At 45.5% G+C, this 21,254-nt stretch carries 21 protein-coding genes; 15 read left to right on the plus strand and 6 right to left on the minus strand.

All coding sequences use genetic code 11. The annotated features are described in order from the left end of the window. Nucleotides 1–5: 5 nt before the first annotated feature. Nucleotides 6–1,133, minus strand: coding sequence for an ABC transporter permease (locus Q8W40_RS00845; RefSeq protein WP_305395471.1), 1,128 nt, complete (start codon nucleotides 1,131–1,133; stop codon nucleotides 6–8). Nucleotides 1,134–1,196: 63 nt separating this feature from the next. Next, a complete protein-coding gene (locus Q8W40_RS00850) occupies nucleotides 1,197–2,087 on the minus strand; it encodes a TIM barrel protein (protein WP_305395472.1) in 891 nt (296 codons plus the stop codon). Nucleotides 2,088–2,324: 237 nt separating this feature from the next. Between Q8W40_RS00850 and iolD the strand changes: the two genes are divergently transcribed. From iolD to Q8W40_RS00880, 6 genes are all read left to right on the plus strand, one after another. Next, nucleotides 2,325–4,181 carry a 3D-(3,5/4)-trihydroxycyclohexane-1,2-dione acylhydrolase (decyclizing) gene (iolD, locus tag Q8W40_RS00855; RefSeq protein ID WP_305395473.1) on the plus strand — a complete coding sequence of 619 codons (1,857 nt, stop codon included), beginning with the start codon at nucleotides 2,325–2,327 and terminating at the stop codon, nucleotides 4,179–4,181. Between the two features lie 10 nt (nucleotides 4,182–4,191). Continuing rightward, the gene (locus Q8W40_RS00860; RefSeq protein ID WP_305395474.1) at nucleotides 4,192–5,373 is read left to right on the plus strand and encodes a Gfo/Idh/MocA family protein; all 1,182 of its coding nucleotides are present in this window, start codon (nucleotides 4,192–4,194) and stop codon (nucleotides 5,371–5,373) included. After that, on the plus strand, nucleotides 5,363–6,454 hold the full coding sequence (gene iolC, locus Q8W40_RS00865; RefSeq protein WP_305395475.1) for a 5-dehydro-2-deoxygluconokinase: 1,092 nt from the start codon (nucleotides 5,363–5,365) through the stop codon (nucleotides 6,452–6,454). The genes Q8W40_RS00860 and iolC overlap by 11 nt, the downstream gene beginning before the upstream one ends. Continuing rightward, entirely contained in the window at nucleotides 6,447–7,304 is an 858-nt protein-coding gene (locus Q8W40_RS00870; RefSeq protein WP_305395476.1) for a 5-deoxy-glucuronate isomerase, read from the plus strand. The genes iolC and Q8W40_RS00870 overlap by 8 nt, the downstream gene beginning before the upstream one ends. A 17-nt stretch (nucleotides 7,305–7,321) precedes the next feature. Beyond that, complete coding sequence (locus Q8W40_RS00875) at nucleotides 7,322–8,152, plus strand: class II fructose-bisphosphate aldolase (protein WP_305395477.1); 831 nt, start codon at nucleotides 7,322–7,324, stop codon at nucleotides 8,150–8,152. A gap of 103 nt (nucleotides 8,153–8,255) precedes the next feature. Further along, the gene (locus tag Q8W40_RS00880) at nucleotides 8,256–9,416 is read left to right on the plus strand and encodes a Gfo/Idh/MocA family protein (RefSeq protein ID WP_305395478.1); all 1,161 of its coding nucleotides are present in this window, start codon (nucleotides 8,256–8,258) and stop codon (nucleotides 9,414–9,416) included. A 102-nt stretch (nucleotides 9,417–9,518) separates the two neighbouring features. On the opposite strand, the gene Q8W40_RS00885 is transcribed toward Q8W40_RS00880, so the two are convergent. Both Q8W40_RS00885 and Q8W40_RS00890 read right to left on the minus strand, forming a co-directional pair. After that, entirely contained in the window at nucleotides 9,519–9,734 is a 216-nt protein-coding gene (locus Q8W40_RS00885; protein WP_305395479.1) for a helix-turn-helix domain-containing protein, read from the minus strand. A 9-nt stretch (nucleotides 9,735–9,743) separates the two neighbouring features. Further along, a complete protein-coding gene (locus Q8W40_RS00890; protein ID WP_305395480.1) occupies nucleotides 9,744–10,292 on the minus strand; it encodes a DUF2975 domain-containing protein in 549 nt (182 codons plus the stop codon). 250 nt (nucleotides 10,293–10,542) lie between these two features. Between Q8W40_RS00890 and Q8W40_RS00895 the strand changes: the two genes are divergently transcribed. Together Q8W40_RS00895 and Q8W40_RS00900 are read left to right on the plus strand one after the other, a co-directional pair. After that, the gene (locus tag Q8W40_RS00895; RefSeq protein WP_305395481.1) at nucleotides 10,543–11,754 is read left to right on the plus strand and encodes a hypothetical protein; all 1,212 of its coding nucleotides are present in this window, start codon (nucleotides 10,543–10,545) and stop codon (nucleotides 11,752–11,754) included. A gap of 334 nt (nucleotides 11,755–12,088) precedes the next feature. Then, complete coding sequence (locus tag Q8W40_RS00900; RefSeq protein ID WP_305395482.1) at nucleotides 12,089–12,904, plus strand: MurR/RpiR family transcriptional regulator; 816 nt, start codon at nucleotides 12,089–12,091, stop codon at nucleotides 12,902–12,904. Nucleotides 12,905–12,924: 20 nt separating this feature from the next. On the opposite strand, the gene iolG is transcribed toward Q8W40_RS00900, so the two are convergent. Together iolG and iolB are read right to left on the minus strand one after the other, a co-directional pair. Next, nucleotides 12,925–13,911 carry an inositol 2-dehydrogenase gene (iolG, locus tag Q8W40_RS00905; protein ID WP_305395483.1) on the minus strand — a complete coding sequence of 329 codons (987 nt, stop codon included), beginning with the start codon at nucleotides 13,909–13,911 and terminating at the stop codon, nucleotides 12,925–12,927. A gap of 3 nt (nucleotides 13,912–13,914) precedes the next feature. Further along, nucleotides 13,915–14,739, minus strand: coding sequence for a 5-deoxy-glucuronate isomerase (gene iolB, locus Q8W40_RS00910; protein WP_305395484.1), 825 nt, complete (start codon nucleotides 14,737–14,739; stop codon nucleotides 13,915–13,917). A 267-nt stretch (nucleotides 14,740–15,006) separates the two neighbouring features. On the opposite strand from iolB, the gene Q8W40_RS00915 reads away from it, so the two are divergent. The 7 genes from Q8W40_RS00915 to Q8W40_RS00945 all read left to right on the plus strand — a co-directional run bounded on the left by Q8W40_RS00915 (nucleotide 15,007) and on the right by Q8W40_RS00945 (nucleotide 21,145). Beyond that, nucleotides 15,007–16,179, plus strand: coding sequence for a phytanoyl-CoA dioxygenase family protein (locus Q8W40_RS00915; protein ID WP_305395485.1), 1,173 nt, complete (start codon nucleotides 15,007–15,009; stop codon nucleotides 16,177–16,179). Nucleotides 16,180–16,339: 160 nt separating this feature from the next. Next, a complete protein-coding gene (locus tag Q8W40_RS00920) occupies nucleotides 16,340–17,221 on the plus strand; it encodes a DMT family transporter (RefSeq protein WP_126606082.1) in 882 nt (293 codons plus the stop codon). A gap of 223 nt (nucleotides 17,222–17,444) precedes the next feature. Beyond that, nucleotides 17,445–18,122: a spondin domain-containing protein gene (locus Q8W40_RS00925; protein WP_305395486.1), complete on the plus strand. Its 678-nt coding sequence runs from the start codon at nucleotides 17,445–17,447 to the stop codon at nucleotides 18,120–18,122. A gap of 122 nt (nucleotides 18,123–18,244) precedes the next feature. Then, nucleotides 18,245–18,694, plus strand: a complete 450-nt coding sequence (locus tag Q8W40_RS00930) for a DUF302 domain-containing protein (RefSeq protein ID WP_305395487.1) — start codon at nucleotides 18,245–18,247, stop codon at nucleotides 18,692–18,694. Between the two features lie 43 nt (nucleotides 18,695–18,737). Next, on the plus strand, nucleotides 18,738–18,944 hold the full coding sequence (locus Q8W40_RS00935) for a hypothetical protein (RefSeq protein WP_305395488.1): 207 nt from the start codon (nucleotides 18,738–18,740) through the stop codon (nucleotides 18,942–18,944). Between the two features lie 8 nt (nucleotides 18,945–18,952). Next, complete coding sequence (locus Q8W40_RS00940) at nucleotides 18,953–19,441, plus strand: hypothetical protein (RefSeq protein ID WP_305395489.1); 489 nt, start codon at nucleotides 18,953–18,955, stop codon at nucleotides 19,439–19,441. A 15-nt stretch (nucleotides 19,442–19,456) separates the two neighbouring features. Further along, nucleotides 19,457–21,145 carry an LruC domain-containing protein gene (locus Q8W40_RS00945; RefSeq protein WP_370693356.1) on the plus strand — a complete coding sequence of 563 codons (1,689 nt, stop codon included), beginning with the start codon at nucleotides 19,457–19,459 and terminating at the stop codon, nucleotides 21,143–21,145. The last annotated feature ends 109 nt before the right edge of the window (nucleotides 21,146–21,254 follow it).

Here is a 21,254-nt window from a genome sequence, read left to right on the forward strand (position 1 = left end):
ACGTATTAACGTGCGCTGGTCACTTTCTTGCGAATAAAATTATTGAAAAGAACGGCAATCAGTAACATCACACCCAGAAATACTCGGAACCAATCAGAATCGACGCCTGTGAAAAAGATCCCCATTTGCACGACACCAAATATCAAAGCGCCAAAAAATGCACCAATCACCGAGCCATACCCCCCGGTGAGTAATGCACCGCCAATAACCGCGGCAATAATCGCTTCAAACTCTTTAAGCAACCCTCGGTCAGCAGCGGCGGAGCCAAACTCCAACACCTGACATGCAGCAAAGACCGTTGCGCAGAACGCAGTGAACATGAATAGTGAAATCTTGACCTTTTCAGTTGGTACACCCACATTCTTCGCTGCGTTGGCATCGCCGCCAGAAGCAAATATCCAGTTACCAAACTTGGTTCTTAGCAGGACAAATGAAGCGATAATGGTAATGATGAACCACCAGATCACGACCATGGGTATGCCGCTCACGATCGGCGAGCCATCGCTATAAACTTCAAGCAAACCGACGTCCGCTAACCACTGGAAAAATCCCATGCCTATTTCCCCCCCAAAGGCGGCGGCAAGAATATCTCCCTCTGCGACTTCAGACACGCCGGAAAGGATGGTTTTATTGGTCAACATAATGGATAACGCAATGGTTAACCCACGCAGGATGAAAAGGAAAGCCAGCGAAACAATGAAAGAAGGCAACCCCGTTTTTACAACGATGTAGCCGTTAATAAAGCCAATCGCCATCGCACCAACAAAGGCAAATATAATGGCTAGCCATACCGGCCATCCCCAATAAACAGAGGGTATGGCTATCATCATTCCGGCGAAACCAATCATTGAGCCAATGGAAAGGTCAAACTCACCAGCAATCATCAGTAAACAGGCACCAACAGCAATAATGCCAAGCTGGGCAGATACCGTTGTCCAGTTCATGATGCCATCGGCATTAAACATGCCTGAGTCCCATGCCACTATGGCAAAAAATAGAAATACCAATATTGTCCCAGATACAGCCCCCAACTCTGGTCTTGATAGTAATCGGTTCAGCACAGAGACCTTGCGAACCCGTTCATCGTTGCTCGAAGCGGCTGAGGCCGCTTCTGCAGATACTTTCCCTGTCATAAAAAACTCCACATTTTATTTCGCGCATTTACCTGTTGTACTGCCTGTTTAGTGTAGGAAGCTTCAGGATAAAATTGTTTGTTCAATGAACACCCGACTTCTTTCCGCATCGGTTTTTGCATCACTCTTTGCACTCGGATCAGTATCTTGCTCGACGGTTACCCATCCTTTGAAATCAATTTCAATCAGAGTCTGTTTTACTTTTTCAAAATCGACACATCCTTCACCCAATGGGCAGAAAATATTGTTGCCAATGGCTTTGTAAAAATCGACGCCATTTGCAACAGAGACTTCGTGAACATCTGGATTTATGTCTTTAAAGTGCAGGTATTTAACTCGATCTTGATAGGTAGTAAGTACTTCACACGGGTCCATCCCTGCGTAGATGCAGTGACCTGTATCAACGCATAGCGACATCAAGTCTGGCGGTAGATCGTTCATGGCACGATCTAACTCATCTCTATATTCAATGAAGGTTCCAGCGTGAGCATGTAAGGTAGGAACAATGCCGAAGTCAGCGCAAATACGTCCTACTTCCTTCAGCGTATCCATCATGTAATTCCAGCTTTCGTCTGATAGACGTGTCGCTGTTTCTACTTGACCTGCTTGGTCAGTGCGGGGGGATGAAACGTGGTCAATAATGACCAAATATTTAGCATTTTGCTGTTGCAGTATCTGACACACTGTCTTGGTTTGATCCAATATCGCTTGTCGGGTATCCATTCGATGAAAATGAACAAACAGCGTACCCGCTATAAGCTCTAACCCTCTTTCTGACAGCTCCTTTCCCAGTGTTTCTTTTTCTTGCGGCAAATAGCCTAAAGGTCCCAGCTCTGTTGCTTTATACCCCGAAGTACTGATCTCATTTAAGACCGTTTGCCAAGACGGGTTATCGGGGTTATCTGGAAATTCTATTCCCCACGAACACGGGGCATTTGCAAGTTTCAATTCCACAATGTCACTTCCTATACAAAATTCACATTCAATTAACATTTGAGTCACAATAATGGAAATGTTTTCATTATGTCAACACAAACAGGACAAAAAACAATCATATTTGTTTGTCAGGATCTCAATTACGCACAAATTGAGCTCATTTCGATCAAAGAATCAACAAATGTATTGAAAACATTTTCAGGGCGAGGTTATTATTTGGTCAATACGAATAGTGAGTAGACAAGGAGTGTACAAATGACAACGGTAAGACTCACAACAGCTCAAGCGCTCGTTCGCTACTTGGCAGCGCAATACATAGAAATAGATGGTAAAGAAGAATCCTTATTTGGATGCGCGTTTGCTATTTTCGGTCATGGGAACGTGACCTGTTTGGGTCAACAGCTTCTAGAAAATCAGGATGTGTTCCCAACATGGCGCGGGCAGAATGAACAATCGATGGCGCTGGCGGCGATAGCCTATGCACGTGCTAACAAGAGAAAACGCATTGGTATTGCTACATCGTCGGTCGGACCGGGTGCCACGAACATGATTACAGCGGCGGGTGTGGCTCACACCAACCGGCTGCCATTATTGCTTTTATCAGGCGACACCTTTAACTCTCGCTTACCGGATCCGGTTTTACAGCAAACCGAACATTTCAATAACCCGACTCTAACGGTTAACGACGCATTCAAACCCGTAACTCGTTATTGGGATCGCATTACCAGCCCTGCGCAATTAGTCGCCTCTTTGCCTCAAGCTATGGCGACTTTGCTGGATCCTGGTGATTGCGGCCCGGTTTTCTTGGCGCTACCTCAAGATACTCAAGGTGACGCCTGGGATTTCCCTGAAGTGTTTTTTGAGAAAAAAGTACACCGAATTCGACGCCCTCAGCCTGAATTCGAAGACTTAGAATCTGCCGCCACACTGATTAAGCAGAGCAAGAAACCGGTAATAGTGGCTGGAGGTGGTGTGTTTTACAGCGAGGCGCAACAGCAGCTTCAAGAGTTTGCTGAAAAGTATGGCATCCCCGTAATTGAAACCATTGCAGGTCGAACTCTCTTACCAGCCTCACACCCCTTAAATTGTGGACCAATTGGTGCGACGGGCTCCGACAGCGCAAATAACATCGCCGAACAAGCAGACTTGGTATTAGCTATCGGTACACGTTTACAAGATTTCACTACAGGATCTTGGACCGTTTTTCGCGATGAGAACATGAAGTTGATCAGTGTTAACACGTGCCGTTTCGACGTTATTAAGCACCTTTCATACCCAATTCAAGCCGATGCCAAAGCAGCACTCGAACAGATTAGCCCGATGCTAACCCACTGGAATGTGGACAAAACATGGTCGATTTTCGCTCGCCAAGAGAGACAGAAATGGTTGGATATCGTTGCAGAACGTACCCGACCTTCGGAAACAGCCACGCCGTCCTACGCACAAGTTATTGGCAAAGTGAATCAGCTGGCTTCGCCTGACGACAGAGTCATAACCGCTGCAGGTGGTTTACCTGCAGAACTCAACATGAACTGGCAAGCGAGCCAACCAGGTCAGTTAGATATTGAATTTGGTTTCTCTTGCATGGGTTACGAAGTAGCGGCCGGCTGGGGTGCGAAAATGGCTCTGGATAACAGTGACGCCATTGTTCTCGTCGGTGATGGCTCTTATTTAATGCTCAATTCAGATATTTACAGCTCCGTTTTAACGGGTCACAAAATGATTGTGATCGTTTGTGATAACGGTGGATTTGCAGTGATCAACAAACTTCAAAACAACACGGGCAACGAGAGTTTTAACAATTTACTGAAAGACTGCACGTCAATCAGACAAGAAGCAGAGCTTCCTAGAGTTGATTTTGTTAAGCACGCTCAAGGCTTAGGGGCTATTGCGGAAAAGGTCGACAGCCTGACGGATTTTGAAGACGCGTTTAATCGTGCAAAAGAAGCAAGTCAAACTTACGTTCTTGTGGTTGATATCGACCCAACGCTCTGGTCGTCGGTTGATGCGTGGTGGGAAGTTGGACTGCCAGAAATAACCGATCGAGAAGACGTTGTTAAAGCTAAAAAGAAATGGGATGAAGGTCGACGTCATCAACGTCGAGGCATTTAGGAGTAGCCAGATGTTTAATGAAGAAAAACACTTTGATGCCCCTATTCGATGGGGGCTCATTGGAGGCGGTCGAGGCAGTGAAATTGGTCATTCGCACCGTGCTGCTGCCGCTCGGGATCGTCTGTTTCAATTTGTAGCTGGTGCATTAGATATTGACCACCAGCGCTGCGTAGACTTTGGCACCAACCTAGGCTTAGAAAAAGACCGATGCTACGCCAACTATAAGGTTATGTTCGAAGAAGAAGCCAAAAAAGAAAATGGTATTCAAGCCGTCTCCATTGCCACACCAAACGCAACGCACTACGAAATCGCCAAAGCCGCATTAGAAGTTGGGTTGCACGTGATTTGTGAAAAGCCAGTGACTTTTCATGCCACTGAAGCAGAAGAGCTTAAAGCGATAGCCCATCAAAATAACCGCATGTTGGCTGTTATGTATGGGTATACCGGTCATGTGATGGTTCAGCAGGCGCGTGAAATGGTGCAAAGGGGCGATATTGGCGCGGTTCGCGTTATTCAAATGCAATTTGCCCATGGGTATCACAACGTAGAAGTGGAAAAAAACTCCCCCGGAGCGAAATGGCGCATGAACCCTGAGGTTTCTGGACCAAGCTTTATCATTGGAGATTGTGGCACTCATGTTTTCTACTTAGCGGAACTGATCACCGGACTAAAAGTGACGTCCCTTTTATGTGCTAGGCAATCATTCATTGAATCGCGCTCGCCACTCGAAGATAACGCGCACGTCATAATGAATTTCGACAATGGTGCGACAGGCACTATGTGGGCAAGTGCAATTAACGCTGGATCGATGCATCAGCAAAAAATCCGCATTGTCGGTGAAAAAGCCAGCATAGAGTGGTGGGATGAATATCCGAACCAATTGCGTTATGAAATTCAAGGGCAACCTGCCCAAGTCATGGAGCGAGGAATGCCATACCTTCATAACGACGCGGCTGGTGTGAGCAGTTCGCGTATTGGCGGAGGTCACGGCGAGGGGTTCTTTGAATCGTGGGCAAACCTTTACCACCGCTATGCCTTAGCTATCGACGCCTTTGAACGCAAAGACACCGACTTTCTTTCCACCCATTGGTACCCAGATATTGATGCAGGTATCAGTGGCGTTAAGTTTGTCGAGTCCTGTGTTGAGTCTGCCGATAAAGGCGCAATATGGGTGAGCTACGATGACAACTAATACCAACACCCAAAATGAAATACGGTTAAGTGATTGGGCCGAGCATTATGATCGCCCTATTGATGCACTTTGCCTCGGACGAGCTGGAATGGATCTGTATACCAATGACTTCGGATCAACTCTAGGAAGCACATCAACCTTCCACAAAGCGGTAGGCGGCTCTCCTGCGAATATCGCTTTTGCGCTGTCTAAACTGGGGGCGCATTCTTCGGTTTTAAGTTGCGTCTCAGAAGATGGGGTTGGGCAATACGTAAAAGACACGCTAAATGCGCATTCCATCGGCACAACGTATTTATTTACCGTTCAGGGAGAGTATCGAACCAGCCTCGCGTTGGCCGAGTTTGATCCTAATCCTGAAGTGGTTATATACCGAAACTTAGCTGCGGACCTCGCCTTGAATTTTGATCACGTTGATGCCGTTAATTTCTCAGCCGTTCGAGCTCTGATTGTATCAGGCACGGCGCTGTCGCAATCTCCTTCCCGTGAATCGACTTTACGAGCGATGAAATTAGCCAAAGCGCATGGTTGTAAGGTCGTGCTTGACTTAGATTACCGAGTTTATTCATGGCAAAGCGCAGAGGAAGCTTCCGAATGTTACCAAAAAGCCTCGTCGATAAGTGATGTCGTCATCGGGAACGAAGAAGAGTATCAAGTTATGCAAGGCAGTGCGCTTCACCATAAAGACAGCGAAGAGATGGCACTCATTGCCGCCCAGATTTTATGCAAACAAGCCGAATTAGTGGTTGCGAAAGCGGGTGAAAATGGGTGCAGAATCTTTGGTTCCGACAGCAACAAAAATCTCACCAGCACAACTCAAGGCATATTCAATGTCATTGCGAAAAAGCCTTATGGAGCAGGAGACGCTTTTGCAGGAGCATTGATTTTTGGGCTATTGCATGGGCAGCCCCTGCAAGACTGCGTCGCTATGGGCAGTGCAAATGCCGCCATTAATGTGACTGGGAATACCTGTTCTGATGCGATGTCGACATTACCTGAACTGCTTGACTTCATGCAATCACACAATCACCCATTTTCCCCTCAATTTTCACTGCTAACCAACAAGGAGTCGTGTCATGGGTAAGCATATTCCACCATTTAATAACAAAAACGAACCCGTCATTGATGTTAATGATGACACAACCCCGTTGTGTTACTTCAACCCAGTCTCGTTGAAGCAGGGTGAATCCTACCAATACAGCTTAGATAACTATGAAAGTGTGGTTGTGTTAGCAGGAGGAACTTGCGACATATCGGTCAACGAGCAGTCGTTTCCGGGCGTAGGAAAACGAAATTCGGTTTGGGAAGGCGACCCTTCCGCAGTCTATGTACCCGTCGGCTCAACAGCCAACATTACCTGTATGAGCGACTCTGCTGATGTACTGATTGCTGGCGGGTATTACGGCGATAAAGATCGCCCAGAACTCGAGCCTTTTGCTGTCACACCTGATGACGTAGACAAAGTGCAATATGGCAGTGATGACACAAAAACTCACCGTAAAATCAAACACATCCTTGGTCAAAAAAACGCCGACAACCGTGGGCGCTTGCTCGTGAGTGAACTCTTCACCGTTGGTGCCGGTGGCTGGTCAGGATTTCCACCACATAAACACGATGAAGATAGGCTCCCTACTGAAAGCCGTTATGAAGAAGTTTACCAATTTCGTTTCAACCCCGGACATGGCTTTGGTGCGCAGTTTTTATATGAGCACCATGATGATCAAGGACCGGTTTATCACGTTAAAACAGGCAGTGTTATCGCGATAAACAAAGGCTATCACCCAAGCGTGGCGGCACCGGGTTATGAAATGTATTACTTCACCATTATCGTAGGCGAAACCAGCAAATCTTTGGTGCAATTTTTCGACCCCAACCATGAATACCAAGTGGAAACCATTCCGGGTATTAAAGACATGGTCGCGAAGTTCAAATAAAAGGGAGAGAAAACAAAATGCTCGTATCACTCAATGAGATACTTCCTCAAGCGGCTGACAGCTCAGGCGCTATCGCTTGCTGCAATGTTTTTGGAATCGAAGAAGCTATCGCGATTGTTCAGGGAGCGGAAGCCATTAACCGACCTGTAATTCTTGCCGTTAATAAAGACATGGTGGATCTGGCTGGCGTAGAAGTGATGGCAGGAATGCTGGTTCCAATCGCCAAGAGAAGCCAAGTTCCCGTCGTTGTTCATCTTGATCATTGCTATGAAGAATCGATCGTTTATCAGGCGATGCATGCGGGTTTCAGCTCCGTTATGTTTGATGGTTCTCAATTGCCTTTTTCTGAGAATTTGGCGCGTACCCAACAAGTAGCAAAAGTGGCTAAGTCACTGGGTGTCTCTTTAGAAGGAGAGCTAGGATCCGTACCCTATGAAGAAGGTCGAGATCATATTCAGTCGATTCTCACCTCAGCAAACGAGGCTTGGCAGTACGCAAAAGAGAGTGGCGTCGATGCGCTAGCGGTATCCGTTGGAAATGTGCACCGTAAAACACGAACTGACAGCCCTATTGATTTTAAGCGTTTGCAAGAAATTGAAGAAGACATGCCAATTCCTTTGGTTATTCATGGCACATCGGGAATTCACTCTGATGATCTACAAAAGCTCAAAAGGACCCGAGTGGCAAAATTTAACGTAGGGACCACGCTTAGGATGGCAATGGGGTGCAAAGTTCGTGCGTTGATGGAGGAAGACTTACATTTCGATAGAAGTCGATTCGCTCTGGCTGCAATGCCTACACTTCAAGAAGAAGTCGTGCGCGTCCTGTCACTTCTTGCACCAGACTAGGCTCTTCTTGCGCCTGACTAGATTTTTCTTGCTCCAGAATAAACAGTTTTTGCACAGGACTAACGTGCACGCACCTTTCTCCTAGCAGATAAAAGGAAAGAATATGAGCCTCTCGATACAAAAACTTGGACGAAGGTTAAGGCTTGCTGTGATTGGTGGAGGTCCCGATTCGTTTATTGGGTCTATTCACCGAAGTGCTGCCACTATGCACGAAGAATTTGACGTCGTGGCCGGTGTTTTTTCTTCGAACCCGGACCGTTCTTTGAAAGCCGCTGAATCTTTGGGTGTTCGCGGATACGCTTCGCCTGATGCGTTATTTTCACAGGAAAAAAGCCGAGCAGATGGTGCAGATGTGATTGCAATCATGACGCCCAACAACACCCATTACGCCTTATCCATTCAAGCTCTAGAAATGGGTTTTCACGTAATGTGTGAGAAACCACTCACAATGAACGAAGAAGAAGCGAACCATCTTGTTGCCAAAGCCAAGCAAAGTAAGAGGTGTTATTGCGTCGCATACGGCTACACGGGCTATGCGATGGTGCGCCAAGCGCGTGCAATGATAAAAGATGGTGTCATCGGTGACATAAAAATGCTTCAAAGCAATTATATCCAAGGGCATTTGGCTGAGCTAACACCCAGCGAACTTGATGGGTCTAATTGGCACATGAAACCTGAGTTAGCAGGTCCTTCATTGATACTGGGTGACATTGCCACCCACAGCTATCACTTGCTTAATTATGTATCAGGAATGATCCCCGAAAAAATCAGTGCTGATGTCACTGCCTTGGTGGATGGGCGTCAAGCAGACGATTATTGTGGAGCGCAATTGCGATATTCAAATCGTGCGCGAGGTCAGCTATTTGTCACTCAAGCTGCCGCTGGTGGCGTACATGGCTTGAGTTTCACGATTTATGGCACAAAAGGTGGCATAGAGTGGAACCAAGAACAGCCCAATGAATTAGTTGTTAGACCGTTAGATGCACCTGCATATACCTTAACCAAAGGGGGTAAAGGATTATTGCCTGAAGCACAAAGGGTATCTCATGTTGCTATCGGGCATCCGGAGGGCTATCGAGAAGCATTCGCTAATTTGTATTTTGATTTGGCGAATCACATTGTGGCACTGGAATCAGGAGAGGAACCTAACCCACTGTGCCTTGAATATCCTCGTGTGGAAGAAGGTGCTGAAGGCATGGCTTTTGTGTTTGCGGCATTAAACTCAAGAGATTCAGACAGCCAATGGGTTGCGCTAACCTCCTAAGATATTTGTCGCGCTGAATGGCGTATACCCATTCAGACAATAAAGGCGTGAATCTCCCTTCACGCCTTTATTCTTGTCCAACCTTCCTGCGACCTTAGAAAATCACTCTGAATGCTCTGCTTGATACTCCAAGATATCACCCGGTTGGCATTCGAGTACTTCACACAACTTTTCTAACGTTGAAAAACGTACGGCTTTTGCTTTGCCATTTTTTAACACCGACAAATTAGCTTCGGTAATCCCAACTTCTTGAGCCAGCGTCTTTAATCGCATTTTCCTTTTGGCCATCATTACATCTAAATTAATACAAATCGACATGATAAGCCCTTAAATCGTATGACGGTTTTCGTCTGCAAGTGCATGACCTTCTTTCATAACCCAAGAAATGATCACCACGATAAAGCCAAACATAAGCGTCAGCAAATCCAAACCTTGAAAAGTGACTGCAAGTACACGCTCACCCGGTGGGTTGTTGAACGACAAAATCACTGATGTTACTGCGCCATAGATGACCGAGCCGCCGACCCAATAAAACAAGCTGTAGCCTAGCTTTTGGTAATAATTGGCATTCTCCAACGAAAAAATTTCATCGCGTTCGTAGTTCTTGAACAGCCGAATTAACAGCGTCAGCGCATACATAATAATGCTGCACAACAATAAACTCGCAACCATTGCGAACAGCCGAGTGCTAAGCGCCAAAGGTTGGGAGGTGAAGTCGTTCGCCTTGAAACTCATTTCAATGATGCCCATTGAAGTTAAAAAATCATACGACGTATCTACTGTTAGCCAGTAGTAACACACCAAAGCAGGTGTAAGCGCAAACAAACATTGAAATAGAATTCGCACGCGGCGGCTTTGATTTTGGATCTTTGACATTAGGTGACTCTCATCTGATTGGATAAGCGCATACTAAATCGTAAAGAATCGAAGATCAACATTAAATTATCGAAAAACGATAATTTAATATTCTTTAAGAGTAATAAACACAAGAGGAAAAATTAGAAAGTCCATCCTTACATTCGCTTACCCAACATTCGGTTAATTCATGAAATGCTAAGGTCTAATGATACAAATAACCACATAGCCAGAACTTCGCCTCTGACGAAGTGCACAGCGGGATACAAAAATGAAGCGTTTCGTTCTTACTAGTTTGCTTGCCACGTCCATCACGTTTAACTTAACTGGCTGTAACAGCACAAGTAATGCCTCAGCCGTTTTTATTCCTCTTTCTGAAGAGACAAAAAGCCTAGGAATTGAAGATGTACCCGACACACTTTCAGAAACCTACAGCGTTGAAATGAAATTCAATCGCTACACAAAAGTACTTGCGCCAAATGGAAAAGCAATACATCTGATCGCGCAAGACAAGCTATCAGACAATCAAATTGTTCGTGCGAGATCAGTCTTAGAGCATTACTTAACCCCTCTCCCCAATTCACAGTTTGGATCAGACAAAACCCAAGTCGCCAACAAAATGGCAGATAACAATGCAGTACTCTTGCTTCTGAATGGTGAGGACGATGGTTCTAACCCTGCCTCGGATTTAGGTGGTCAGCCGCTGTACCAAAATGAAATCCAAGTTGAAGGGCACAAGTGGTACACCACTCAAGACTACGATCATCGAGACGCGACATTTGAAGAAATTCTGCACTTGGTTCACGACTACGGAATCGGTGTTGATCAAGAAGACACATTCATGGGGGCACTGCCAGAATTTCAAGCTGAAATACGACAAGCGCAATATTACGCCTTAGCGCACCGATTATGGGGAGGTGGTATTGACCAAAGAAACTGGATTAAAGAACTGACGGAAGAAAACAGCCTGTCACAAGAATATCTCGCTTCAGTCATTGATTCCTACTACGGCTTATGGGGGGCTTGGTCGGAAAGCAATACGCATGGAATGTGGGGGATTTATACCGCCAAAAGTCGTAAAGAAATTGCCCTAGAAGACACCCTTGGTGCGGAATTAATGAACAATAAATTCTTCCACTCTTATCTCACATACAATGCTCGAATTGATGAAAGTTTTACTGGTGACTTTAGTTTACGTTTTAACGAATCCGTTCCCTATACTCACCATTCTCAATACCTTAAAAACATTACATTAACGGGGTCGAACCCTTCGAATGTTATCGTCAATTCTATGGACAATGACATCACTGGAAACGAAGCAACAAACAAAGTGTTCTTTTCAGGAAACGCTTCAGCTTACACAATCGAAAAGCATAGCGACGGATCAGTTACCGTTAAAGACAAGCAACAACGCATAGATGGTAAAAATCACTTAAGCCATATAGAAAAACTGGTGTTCAAAGACAAAACAATCACCCTTTAGCCCGAATTGAGTTTGGAGAGCTCGATTGGGTATGAACTCTCCCTCTTCTTTACTTACAACTGGTTATGCTTGAAAAGTTCTAGAGCAATAGCAAATCCAGATCTAAAGCATTTCTTGACCTAAAGCAGCGCAGGAATACCGGGTAACCATCCCACCAACACAAGCATCCCCCCGGAAATCGGTCTAATCACAATGACCGCCGGAATCAAAGAACAAGGCATCGAGGCAGCTCTCACGAATTTGACATGTAAAATTGAAATGTTTGTTCCAAATAAAGTAACATTGAAATAAAGAAGGGAATTTTCCTTATCTCTTTCACTTATCTGGACACTACATGAAACCCGCAACAACACTCAATGAGTTACAAGATCGTATCCGAAAGGAATACGGCAGCTTAAGCCGACGCCTTCAACAAGTGGGTCAGTATCTACTGGATAACCCTGATAATGTGGCATTTGACACAGTTGCCGTTATTGCCAGTAACGCCGGTGTTCCTCCTTCAACACTGATTCGATTTGCCAACGCATTGGGCTTCAGTGGCTTCAATGAAATAAAGCAGTTGTATCGCCAAAACATGGTGGAAGAAACCAGCAATTATTCCGATAGGGTTAAGCTTGTAAAAGCCATGTCCCCAGACGAAGTTAAACCAAGCACGCCGATTTCTCGCTTGCATTCCTTCGCACACGCTAATGCCCACGCGCTAGAGCAGCTGGCAAACAAAATCGAAGAAGATGATTTGAACAAAGCAGTCAAACTGTTGGACGAAGCAGAATGTGTTTATGTTGTCGGAATGCGCCGTTCATTCAGTGTGGCGTCTTACTTTGTGTATGCCTTACGTCATTTAGGCAAACGAGTCATGCTGATTGATGGATTGGGTGGCATGTACAATGAACAGCTTGCGATGGTCACAGAAAAAGATGCGGTTATTTCGATCAGCTTTACCCCGTACGCTCAGGAAACACACGACTGGGTAAACTCTGCTAAACAGAAAGGTGCAAAACAGGTCACAATTACAGACAGCCAAGTCAGCCCCATTGCAGAGCTTTCTGATGTAAGTTTTGTTGTGAATGAAGCCAATGTAGACGGCTTTAGAGCTCAGTCTGCAACGCTGTGTCTCGCACAGACCATTGCCGTTTCATTGGCTTCATAGTGTCTCTATTTACGACTCTCTTATAGCGAAACAGGCTGCCCTGAACGCATGGATTCGGTGGCAGCTTCAGCTATCACTAAAGCAATCTCGCCATCATGTCCACTACACAAAGGCGCGGTTTTTCTTTCGAGAATATCCACAAAATGTTGCCATTCTACTTGATAGGCTTTTTCGTATCTTTCTAGAAAAAACGGCTGAGGTTTCGCTGATTGCACACCAGATTCATCCCATTGCTGAACTAAGTTTTCCGGCAAATTTTCTACACGCAACATCCCTTCGCTTCCATGAAGTTCTGCGCGTTGATCATAGCTGTATCCAGATCGACGACTATTGATGATCGTTGCAGTAGCACCTGAAGGGAAAGAGAGAACCGTTACCGCCGTGTCGATATCACCTGCTTTTCCGATCTCTTCATCCACCATACAACTGCCGTGGGCCATCACAGAAATGGGATCCTCTCCCAGTATGAATCTCGCCATGTCAAAATCGTGAATTGCCATGTCCCGAAACAAACCGCCAGAGACTTTGACATACTCAACTGGCGGTGGAGCGGGATCGCGAGACGTAATCACTAACGACTCAGCCTTACCGATCGCTCCTTTAGAATACTGTTGCTGGAACGCAGAAAAATGAGGATCGTAGCGGCGATTGAACCCCACCAACATCGGTACTTGATGGGCAGAAACAGTCTCAAGACATTGACGCACTCGCTCTAGGCTTAAATCAATTGGCTTTTCACAAAAAATAGCCTTGTTTGATTTCGCTGCAAGTTCAATCAAATCAGCATGGGTATCCGTTGCCGAGCCAATACAAACCGCGTGAATACTGGGATTTTCCATCGCGTCCTGTATCGACATAACTTGCGCGTCGTATTTCTCTGCCAACATACGAGCGCCCTTTTCATAAGGGTCGATAATCGCCGTAAGGTTAGTTTTTGGGTGTGAAGCAATGTTGGCAGCATGCACCTGACCAATGCGCCCGGCACCAAATAGAGCAATATTAAACATGTTTTAGTCCATCTTTTTATATTCGTCAGTATTGACCCACTGATGGTCTTTTTCCCATGTAAACAACCATTGTCTTATTGGGCCAGCCATCACATTTAAATAATAGCTGTCGTAACCGGCTACGGTCGCGACAGGGTGATAACCTTTAGGTACCTGAACGACATCGCGGTCATAAACCGCCATGGATTCGTCCAAGGTACGATCATCGGTGTACACTCGCTGAAAACAAAACCCTTGTTCTGGGTTCAGCCGGTGGTAGTACGTCTCTTCAAGCAAAGTTTCATTCGGCGGATCGTCTTGATCGTGCTTATGACTGGGGTAAGAACTAGTGTGACCCTCATCGGTATAAACTTCGACAACCAGCAAACTGTCTGCTGGTTCATCGTCGGGCAAAATGTTATGCACAAACCGCTGATTTCGGCCATTGCCACGATGCTCGGCACCTATGTCTTTAGGAGAAATCAGTCGCGATGGATACGTGCCTTTTCCGGGAGCTCGGCACACTGCTAGCTCTAAATCTGTTTGTGCGTTTAATGTACATCCAGCTCCGCTTGAAAGGTAAACTGCATAAGGTCTGATCTTGTCGAATGGCGACATTCTCTCCCCTATCTCCCCCAAACTCTCCCCAGCTAATGTCGCCGTTGCCTTGCCTGAAACCAGCACAACACAAACTTCTTGTCCTTCCGCGGCTTCAAAACTTTGAGCTTGACCACTCGTGAGTTGCACAACGTCAAAACCAATGTACGTCCAACCTGCCGATTTAGGCGTAATGTGCTGGATACGGTTCTGTTCGTCCCGATTTTTCCGTTTAGAAAGTAAATCAGACATCCATTTTTTCTCCACATTGCTGCACAACTTGATGGTATGTGCCGGGTTGTCTTTGATAGAAACAAATATTTCACACAAAGCACAAACGAAACAGTTAATTCAAAAAGTGATTCCCAAAAGTGTGATGATTGGCTAGAATTCAACCGTACATTTGCATAAGAATGCGCAATAACATCTGGCGGAAAATAAAAAATCAAAGGGTTACAGATATCCATCGGACACAGCAAAACAACGGTAAGACACTACTTAGGGAAAAGGAGAAACCCCATGTACTCGAACTCTAAATTTCCAATGTTTGCGAACAAAGACAACATCAGCTTAGAAGACTTTGTCGCCAGTCGTGTTCCCTCTTCAGAATTTGCGCTCAAATGGCCATCTGAAGTGCATCAAGGTATTGTCATATACGATGCGCATCAAATTGATTCCGAAAACTGGGACACCATCAAAGATGAATTGGCGAGTATTTTTCTGATGGGAGGTGGTATCGTCGTCATTAAACACTTTTTCTCAGATACCCAAATTGTCGATTCAATGAGCCATGTTTTTAATGACATTCTGGCGTCAGAGCTAGGGTTTGGTGAAGGCGATCATTTCGCTCAAGCAGGGGCAACAGCCAATGGGCGTATCTGGAATGTGTTTCAAAAAAGTGCGTTGGCGAACCCAGAGGTATTCATCAATTACTACAAGAACCCTTTGCTTAAATTGGTTTCAGAGTCTTGGCTTGGCGGAAACTACCAAGTTACCGCTCAGGTCAATATTGTTCGTCCTGGGGGGCGTGCACAACAGTCTCATCGCGATTACCACCTTGGTTTTCAACACGCAGATACGTTAAGCCAATATCCCGTTCATGCTCAGCAAATGTCGGCATTACTGACTCTGCAAGGAGCTATCGCACACAGTGATATGCCGCTAGAGAGCGGTCCAACCAAGCTTTTACCGTACTCTCAACACTACTCTTTAGGATATATCTCGTGCAGAGAACCCATATTTCAACAGTACTTCGAAGATCACTGTGTGCAACTGCCGTTATCCAAAGGCGATGCCCTCTTTTTTAACCCAGCCATCGTGCACGCAGCAGGACAAAACGACACACAAGACGTGCAGCGCTGCGCCAACTTACTTCAAATATCCTCTGCGTTTGCGAAACCGATGGAAACGGTAGATTTAGCCAAGGTATCGTCAACGCTCTTCGATAACCTAAGTGTGCATTGGCAATCAGGAACACTGAACGAATTGGAAAAAGACGCCATTCTTACAGCCTCGGCTGATGGTTACTCTTTCCCCACCAATTTAGATACAGACGCACCCGTTGGTGAATTAGCGCCTCAAACCATGAAACAGTTACTCAAATCGGTATTAGACAAAGGCGAGTCGAAACAACAATACCAAGAAGCACTATTGGCTCAATCCGAAAGGCGAAAAGCTGAACCCGAGAGGTGATAACAAGCCAAGCCTTATGCGCTTAGCTTGGTTAAGCCTTTATATTCGACCAGCACCAAATTCATTCAATTTTTTTGAATAGATTTGTCGTGTCACAAGCGTTGGCTTAATGGTGAATAAAACGTATGATTTAAAAACACAATTTTTATTCACCACTTTTATGCACACTCAACAACATAACCCTATACGCGGTGCGTCTTGGATGCTTACCGCCGGAATGGCTTTCGCCATTGTTAATAGCCTTGCTCAAGTCGCAAGTATTAACTTTGGCGTTCCGTCCACCACCGTAGCGCTGCTCCAATATGGGATTGCGCTATTGGTTATTCTCCCGTATCTAAGAACGCTAGGCATTCGCCAATCACTCAAAACTCAACATTTTGGGTGGCATGCAATGCGTGTTTTTCTCTCCGTTATTGGTATACAACTTTGGCTGTGGGCACTGGCTTACCCTGTCCCTATTTGGCAAGGCATCGCACTGCTAATGACATCACCACTTTTCGCCACCGTTGGTTCAGGCCTGATTCTAAAAGAAAAAGTGGGGGCTGCTCGCTGGTTTGCGACATTGGCGGGCTTTGCAGGTGCCATGATTATTTTAGAGCCATGGGCAGACGACTTTAGCTGGGCGACACTATTGCCCGTCGGTGCTGCATTTTTCTGGGCATGTTATTCCATTATGGTGAAAAAGTTATCAGTGAACGATCCACCTTCTACTATGGTCGTGTACCTTCTTTTGCTGATCACCCCATTTAATCTATTGTTGGCACTACCCGATTTTTCTATGCCTAGCACGTGGAATTTATGGGCAGTGTTGATTGCCGCGGGAGCGATGACAGCGCTAGCGCAATGGGCAATTGTGAAAGCTTACGCCGTTGCCGATGCATCGTTTGTACAACCCTTTGATCACGCCAAACTTCCTCTAAACGTGTTGGCTGGGTGGATGGTATTTGGCTGGGTTCCTCCGGGTCGGCTATGGCTTGGTGCAGCCATTATTATTGGTGCCGTCGCTTTTATTACGCACTGGGAAACCAAAAAGTCGAACTAGCCTTCTGCGGTAGAGTGTACTTGTGATTGAAAACCTCAGGATTAAGCGACCTTGAGAATAGGTGTACTTGCGATTGAATACACTTGCAACTTAAACTGCTCGCGCTTAAGAATGATAGCGCGAGCATCATTTGTGATGCATTTGTGAGCTTTCTGTGAGTTATTCGAGCAAAGGCTGAGCGTATAGTCGTTATGACTTTAATAACGACACGCGAGGTTTTCGCATGAAAAACACAACAAAAACACTCATCTCTTTAGCACTATTTAGTCTTTCTCCTTCATTGCTGGCCAACTCTTATTACTACCATCAAGAAAGAGTTTACGAAGTCACGGTAACGAACCTTACAAAGGGCATTTCATTTACTCCTTTTCTAGGTGCGACCCATTTACCAAGGCACCAACTTTTTAAGCTCGGGGAGCCTGTCTCTGATAATGTGGAACGAGTCGCCGAAGGGGGAGATATCGCGCCATTGCAAGCTCAACTTGATGACTCCAATTATGTCTCTTCTACTTCTCCATCAGAGGGCTTACTCAACAATGGCCAAAGTGTGTCATTTGAAATCACATCAACTCGCCCGCATAGCCGATTGAGCCTTATTTCTATGCTGCTTCCCACCAATGACACAATGGTATCACTCCGCGGAAAACGACTGCCTAGGTACATAGGTAAATCGGTAACCTACCAAATGCACGCATACGATGCTGGCACAGAAGCCAACGATGAATTATGCGCTAATATTCCTGGTCCTCACTGTGGCGGTTCGCCATTCTCTGCTGCAGCTGACACTGATGAAGGCTATGTTTACCCAAGCCCAGGTATCCACGGTGAAGCCGATCTTGCGCAGTCTGCCTATGACTGGCAAGGCGCTGTCGCCAAAGTAAGAATCAAGCGAATTCAATAGGTTGAATCTTGGCAGAACCTATGTTCTGCCTTATTCTTCTAAACGATTGTTCTCTCTGAATGGGGAATTGGAGGAACGTCAATGCACTCAATAATATTGACCTTACTTCCAGAGGAATCAAAATGAAAAAAACCATCGCTATTGGCGTGTTTTCATGCCTTTTGTCCTACTCGGCTATTGCTGAAAACGGCCTTGTAACCATAAAAAGCAATCACAATGTCGATCAAACAACTCAGAACCTTGTGGCTGTTCTTGAGAAAAAAGGCATGACCGTTTTCACCCAAATCAAACATGATGAAGGTGCAAAGAAAGTGGGAATGGAACTCAGACCTACCCGTCTTGTTATTTTTGGTAATCCAAAAGTCGGCACACCATTGATGAAATGCAGCCAAACCGCTGCTATCGACTTGCCGCAAAAAATGCTCATTTGGCAAGACGAAGCAGGGGAAAATTGGTTGTCTTACAATAGCCCTGACTATCTCAACACTCGTCATGGATTGGATAAGTGTGAAAAAGTTATCGGTAAAGTGAAACAAGCCCTAAGTAATTTTGCTAAGGCTGCTACTCAGTAACCACAGATCGCAATTCAATTTTAGTTCTAAATGTAGGAGTGTGGTGTCGGTATTTATCGATAGCCAAATTGGCAGCTCTCCTACTGTATTTCCCTCCTTTCCACTTCGCTTTTTGACCATCAAAATTGATTCTCAATTAGACAAAACCCAACTCGATAAAATAAAAAACATTAAAATTCAAGCTATTAAATTTGGCACACCGCTTGCTGCAGTCACTATTAGTAATAAATCCAAAATCTATACTAGCTAGCGGGGTGAATGATGAAAATCACACAAAATGCCATTTCAGTAACCATAGCCACCTTGATACTTTCAGCATGTGGTGGTGGAGGCGGCGATAGTAGCAGTTCTGGGTCACCCTCCCCTTCAGCACCAATTTCAAGCTCAGAATTTAAAGATATTACGGTGCCTAGTGGGTTTGATTGGAAAGGCTCGTCCAACCAACAAATCACATTCAGTGTCGTCAGCAACATGACTCAAGTCGATGGGGTTAACGCCAGCATACGTGGGCACCATATTTTAAAAATCTACAGCATGACATCATCCAGCGCAGATCCCATTCCATTCTTCACTGGAAGAACCGATTCAATGGGTCAAATACAAAGTGAACTTCGGCTTTCATCCAACTGGCAATCCATCAAAGTGACAACCACGGTGGATGGAGAAAACTGCACTAGCGTGACGTCCATTTCAGATTTAACGAATCAGATTAATGTGGGTTGCGACCTTGTATTAGGCACGGATTAGGAGGCTGCTATGATCATTAGAAAAACACATCAAACTGCGTGGTTTCTTCTCTCGCTAGCTTTATGCAGTACCTCTGCGTTAGGCGCTGCGTCGGAGGATAACACCGTAACTAACAATGATGGTTCCGTCACTATCACTCAAAAAATCAACGCAAACAGTACGTCACCGCATTATGTTGCACCTTCTGGCTACGGGTTTGATATCTACAGCGGTAAAGACCAAGATTACTCTTGGCAACACAGTATTTCTTTGCCAACAGGAGCTCAGGTTACGGAATCAACACTCACCATTTACGCCTACGATATTGATTCAGAGCCCAGCCATGGCGAAAACGGGGAATACGACAGCATTTCTGTCGATGGCTCCATGCTCTCGCCCGGCTTTTTGCAAGGAACGAATCGAACTTGGTCTACAACGGTGTTTGACCTTCCAGTAGCCTCTTTATCGGATGGCATCATCGATGTAGATCTTGATATCGACATGGCGAGAAGAACGTGGAAAACAACGTTGAATTACAGCCTAATGACCGTCACCTATATCATTATTCCAAATGATCCACCCTATACTCCGACGCTGAGCCGAAATACGGGAACGGGCGTTAACGAAGATCTTGTGGTCACTGTGACAGGACCTACGCCTGCCGACCCAGATGGCGATAGCGTGTCTTACGTCTATCGTTGGTTTGTAGACGTTGGGCAAGGGTATTTCGTTGATGACGAATTCGCTGGCAAGTCCAACAACTCGGGCGCAACTTTACCTTCAAGCGAAACGAGTCTTAACGAACAGTGGAAAGTGCAGGTGTATGCCGTAGACAGTAACGGTTTGATCAGTGGCGTCGCAGAAATCACGTGGCCGACCATTGGTGATACCGATGGTGATGGAGTAATGGATGCAGAAGACTACGCTCCAAACGACCCAACAATAGCATTCTATAGCCGCACCCCAACCTCTGGTTGGTATACTTTAAGCTTTGAGGATCAGTGGCCAAATGAAGGCGATTACGACCTAAACGATTTTGTTACGCGATACGCTTACGAAGTCTATACCAATGCCGATAATGAAATGACGCGCTTCGATTACATTGGGCAGGCTGTCGCTCGTGGTGCTAGCCGAGCGAATGGCTTTGGCGTTTCACTTAGCGGTATTGAAGCAAGCCATGTATCGAGCATGACGAAAACTGTTGCAGGGGTCCAATCCAGCTTGTCACCTGAAATCGGACATAGCGGCGAAATGGTCTTCATTGCATTCAGTAATATCCACGACATACTGCCTTCCAATGGGTCATTCAGTTTCTTCAATACCAACAACACCGATGAGCGAGATGGCGTCGATTATCGGGTTTCGGTTGTGCTGAGCACGGCACTTGAGTCGTTCTCTAGCTCCATCATAAACCCCTTTATTTATGCGACTTACAACCGAGGAACAGAAGTACATTTAATGAATCAACCCAATACCGATTTGGCAGATACCAGCCTATTTGGATCTGGAGCCGATAACTCTGATTCAGTAGCAGAACGCTTCTACCAAACATCTGCAGGCTTACCTTGGGCGCTTGATGTTCAAAGTGAATGGCTGCATCCTAATGAAAATACCGATGCTGCCGTGGCATACCCATACTTAAAAACATGGGCGGAATCTGGGGGTAAAACGAACACGGATTGGTTTAGCAATAAGGTCAACGGAAAATGCTGGAAATGCCGATAAACTTCTTCCGCTAAGTTTTTATAGAAAAAGGCAAATAGACAAGCGTTAGCCTTAGATAAAAACAATACGCCCATTGATTTGATTCAATGGGCGTTTCATATCGGTTGAC

Source organism: Vibrio penaeicida, from assembly GCF_030689305.1.
Lineage (GTDB): Bacteria > Pseudomonadota > Gammaproteobacteria > Enterobacterales > Vibrionaceae > Vibrio > Vibrio penaeicida_B.

Coding starts and splice junctions, on each gene's coding strand:
- Q8W40_RS00845 (WP_305395471.1), bottom strand. CDS start 1,133: ATGACAGGGAAAGTATCTGCAGAAGCGGCCTCAGCCGCTTCGAGCAAC.
- iolD (WP_305395473.1), top strand. CDS start 2,325: ATGACAACGGTAAGACTCACAACAGCTCAAGCGCTCGTTCGCTACTTG.
- Q8W40_RS00860 (WP_305395474.1), top strand. CDS start 4,192: ATGTTTAATGAAGAAAAACACTTTGATGCCCCTATTCGATGGGGGCTC.
- iolC (WP_305395475.1), top strand. CDS start 5,363: ATGACAACTAATACCAACACCCAAAATGAAATACGGTTAAGTGATTGG.
- Q8W40_RS00870 (WP_305395476.1), top strand. CDS start 6,447: ATGGGTAAGCATATTCCACCATTTAATAACAAAAACGAACCCGTCATT.
- Q8W40_RS00875 (WP_305395477.1), top strand. CDS start 7,322: ATGCTCGTATCACTCAATGAGATACTTCCTCAAGCGGCTGACAGCTCA.
- Q8W40_RS00880 (WP_305395478.1), top strand. CDS start 8,256: ATGAGCCTCTCGATACAAAAACTTGGACGAAGGTTAAGGCTTGCTGTG.
- Q8W40_RS00885 (WP_305395479.1), bottom strand. CDS start 9,734: ATGTCGATTTGTATTAATTTAGATGTAATGATGGCCAAAAGGAAAATG.
- Q8W40_RS00890 (WP_305395480.1), bottom strand. CDS start 10,292: ATGTCAAAGATCCAAAATCAAAGCCGCCGCGTGCGAATTCTATTTCAA.
- Q8W40_RS00895 (WP_305395481.1), top strand. CDS start 10,543: ATGAAGCGTTTCGTTCTTACTAGTTTGCTTGCCACGTCCATCACGTTT.
- Q8W40_RS00900 (WP_305395482.1), top strand. CDS start 12,089: ATGAAACCCGCAACAACACTCAATGAGTTACAAGATCGTATCCGAAAG.
- iolG (WP_305395483.1), bottom strand. CDS start 13,911: ATGTTTAATATTGCTCTATTTGGTGCCGGGCGCATTGGTCAGGTGCAT.
- iolB (WP_305395484.1), bottom strand. CDS start 14,739: ATGTCTGATTTACTTTCTAAACGGAAAAATCGGGACGAACAGAACCGT.
- Q8W40_RS00915 (WP_305395485.1), top strand. CDS start 15,007: ATGTACTCGAACTCTAAATTTCCAATGTTTGCGAACAAAGACAACATC.
- Q8W40_RS00920 (WP_126606082.1), top strand. CDS start 16,340: ATGCACACTCAACAACATAACCCTATACGCGGTGCGTCTTGGATGCTT.
- Q8W40_RS00925 (WP_305395486.1), top strand. CDS start 17,445: ATGAAAAACACAACAAAAACACTCATCTCTTTAGCACTATTTAGTCTT.
- Q8W40_RS00930 (WP_305395487.1), top strand. CDS start 18,245: ATGAAAAAAACCATCGCTATTGGCGTGTTTTCATGCCTTTTGTCCTAC.
- Q8W40_RS00940 (WP_305395489.1), top strand. CDS start 18,953: ATGATGAAAATCACACAAAATGCCATTTCAGTAACCATAGCCACCTTG.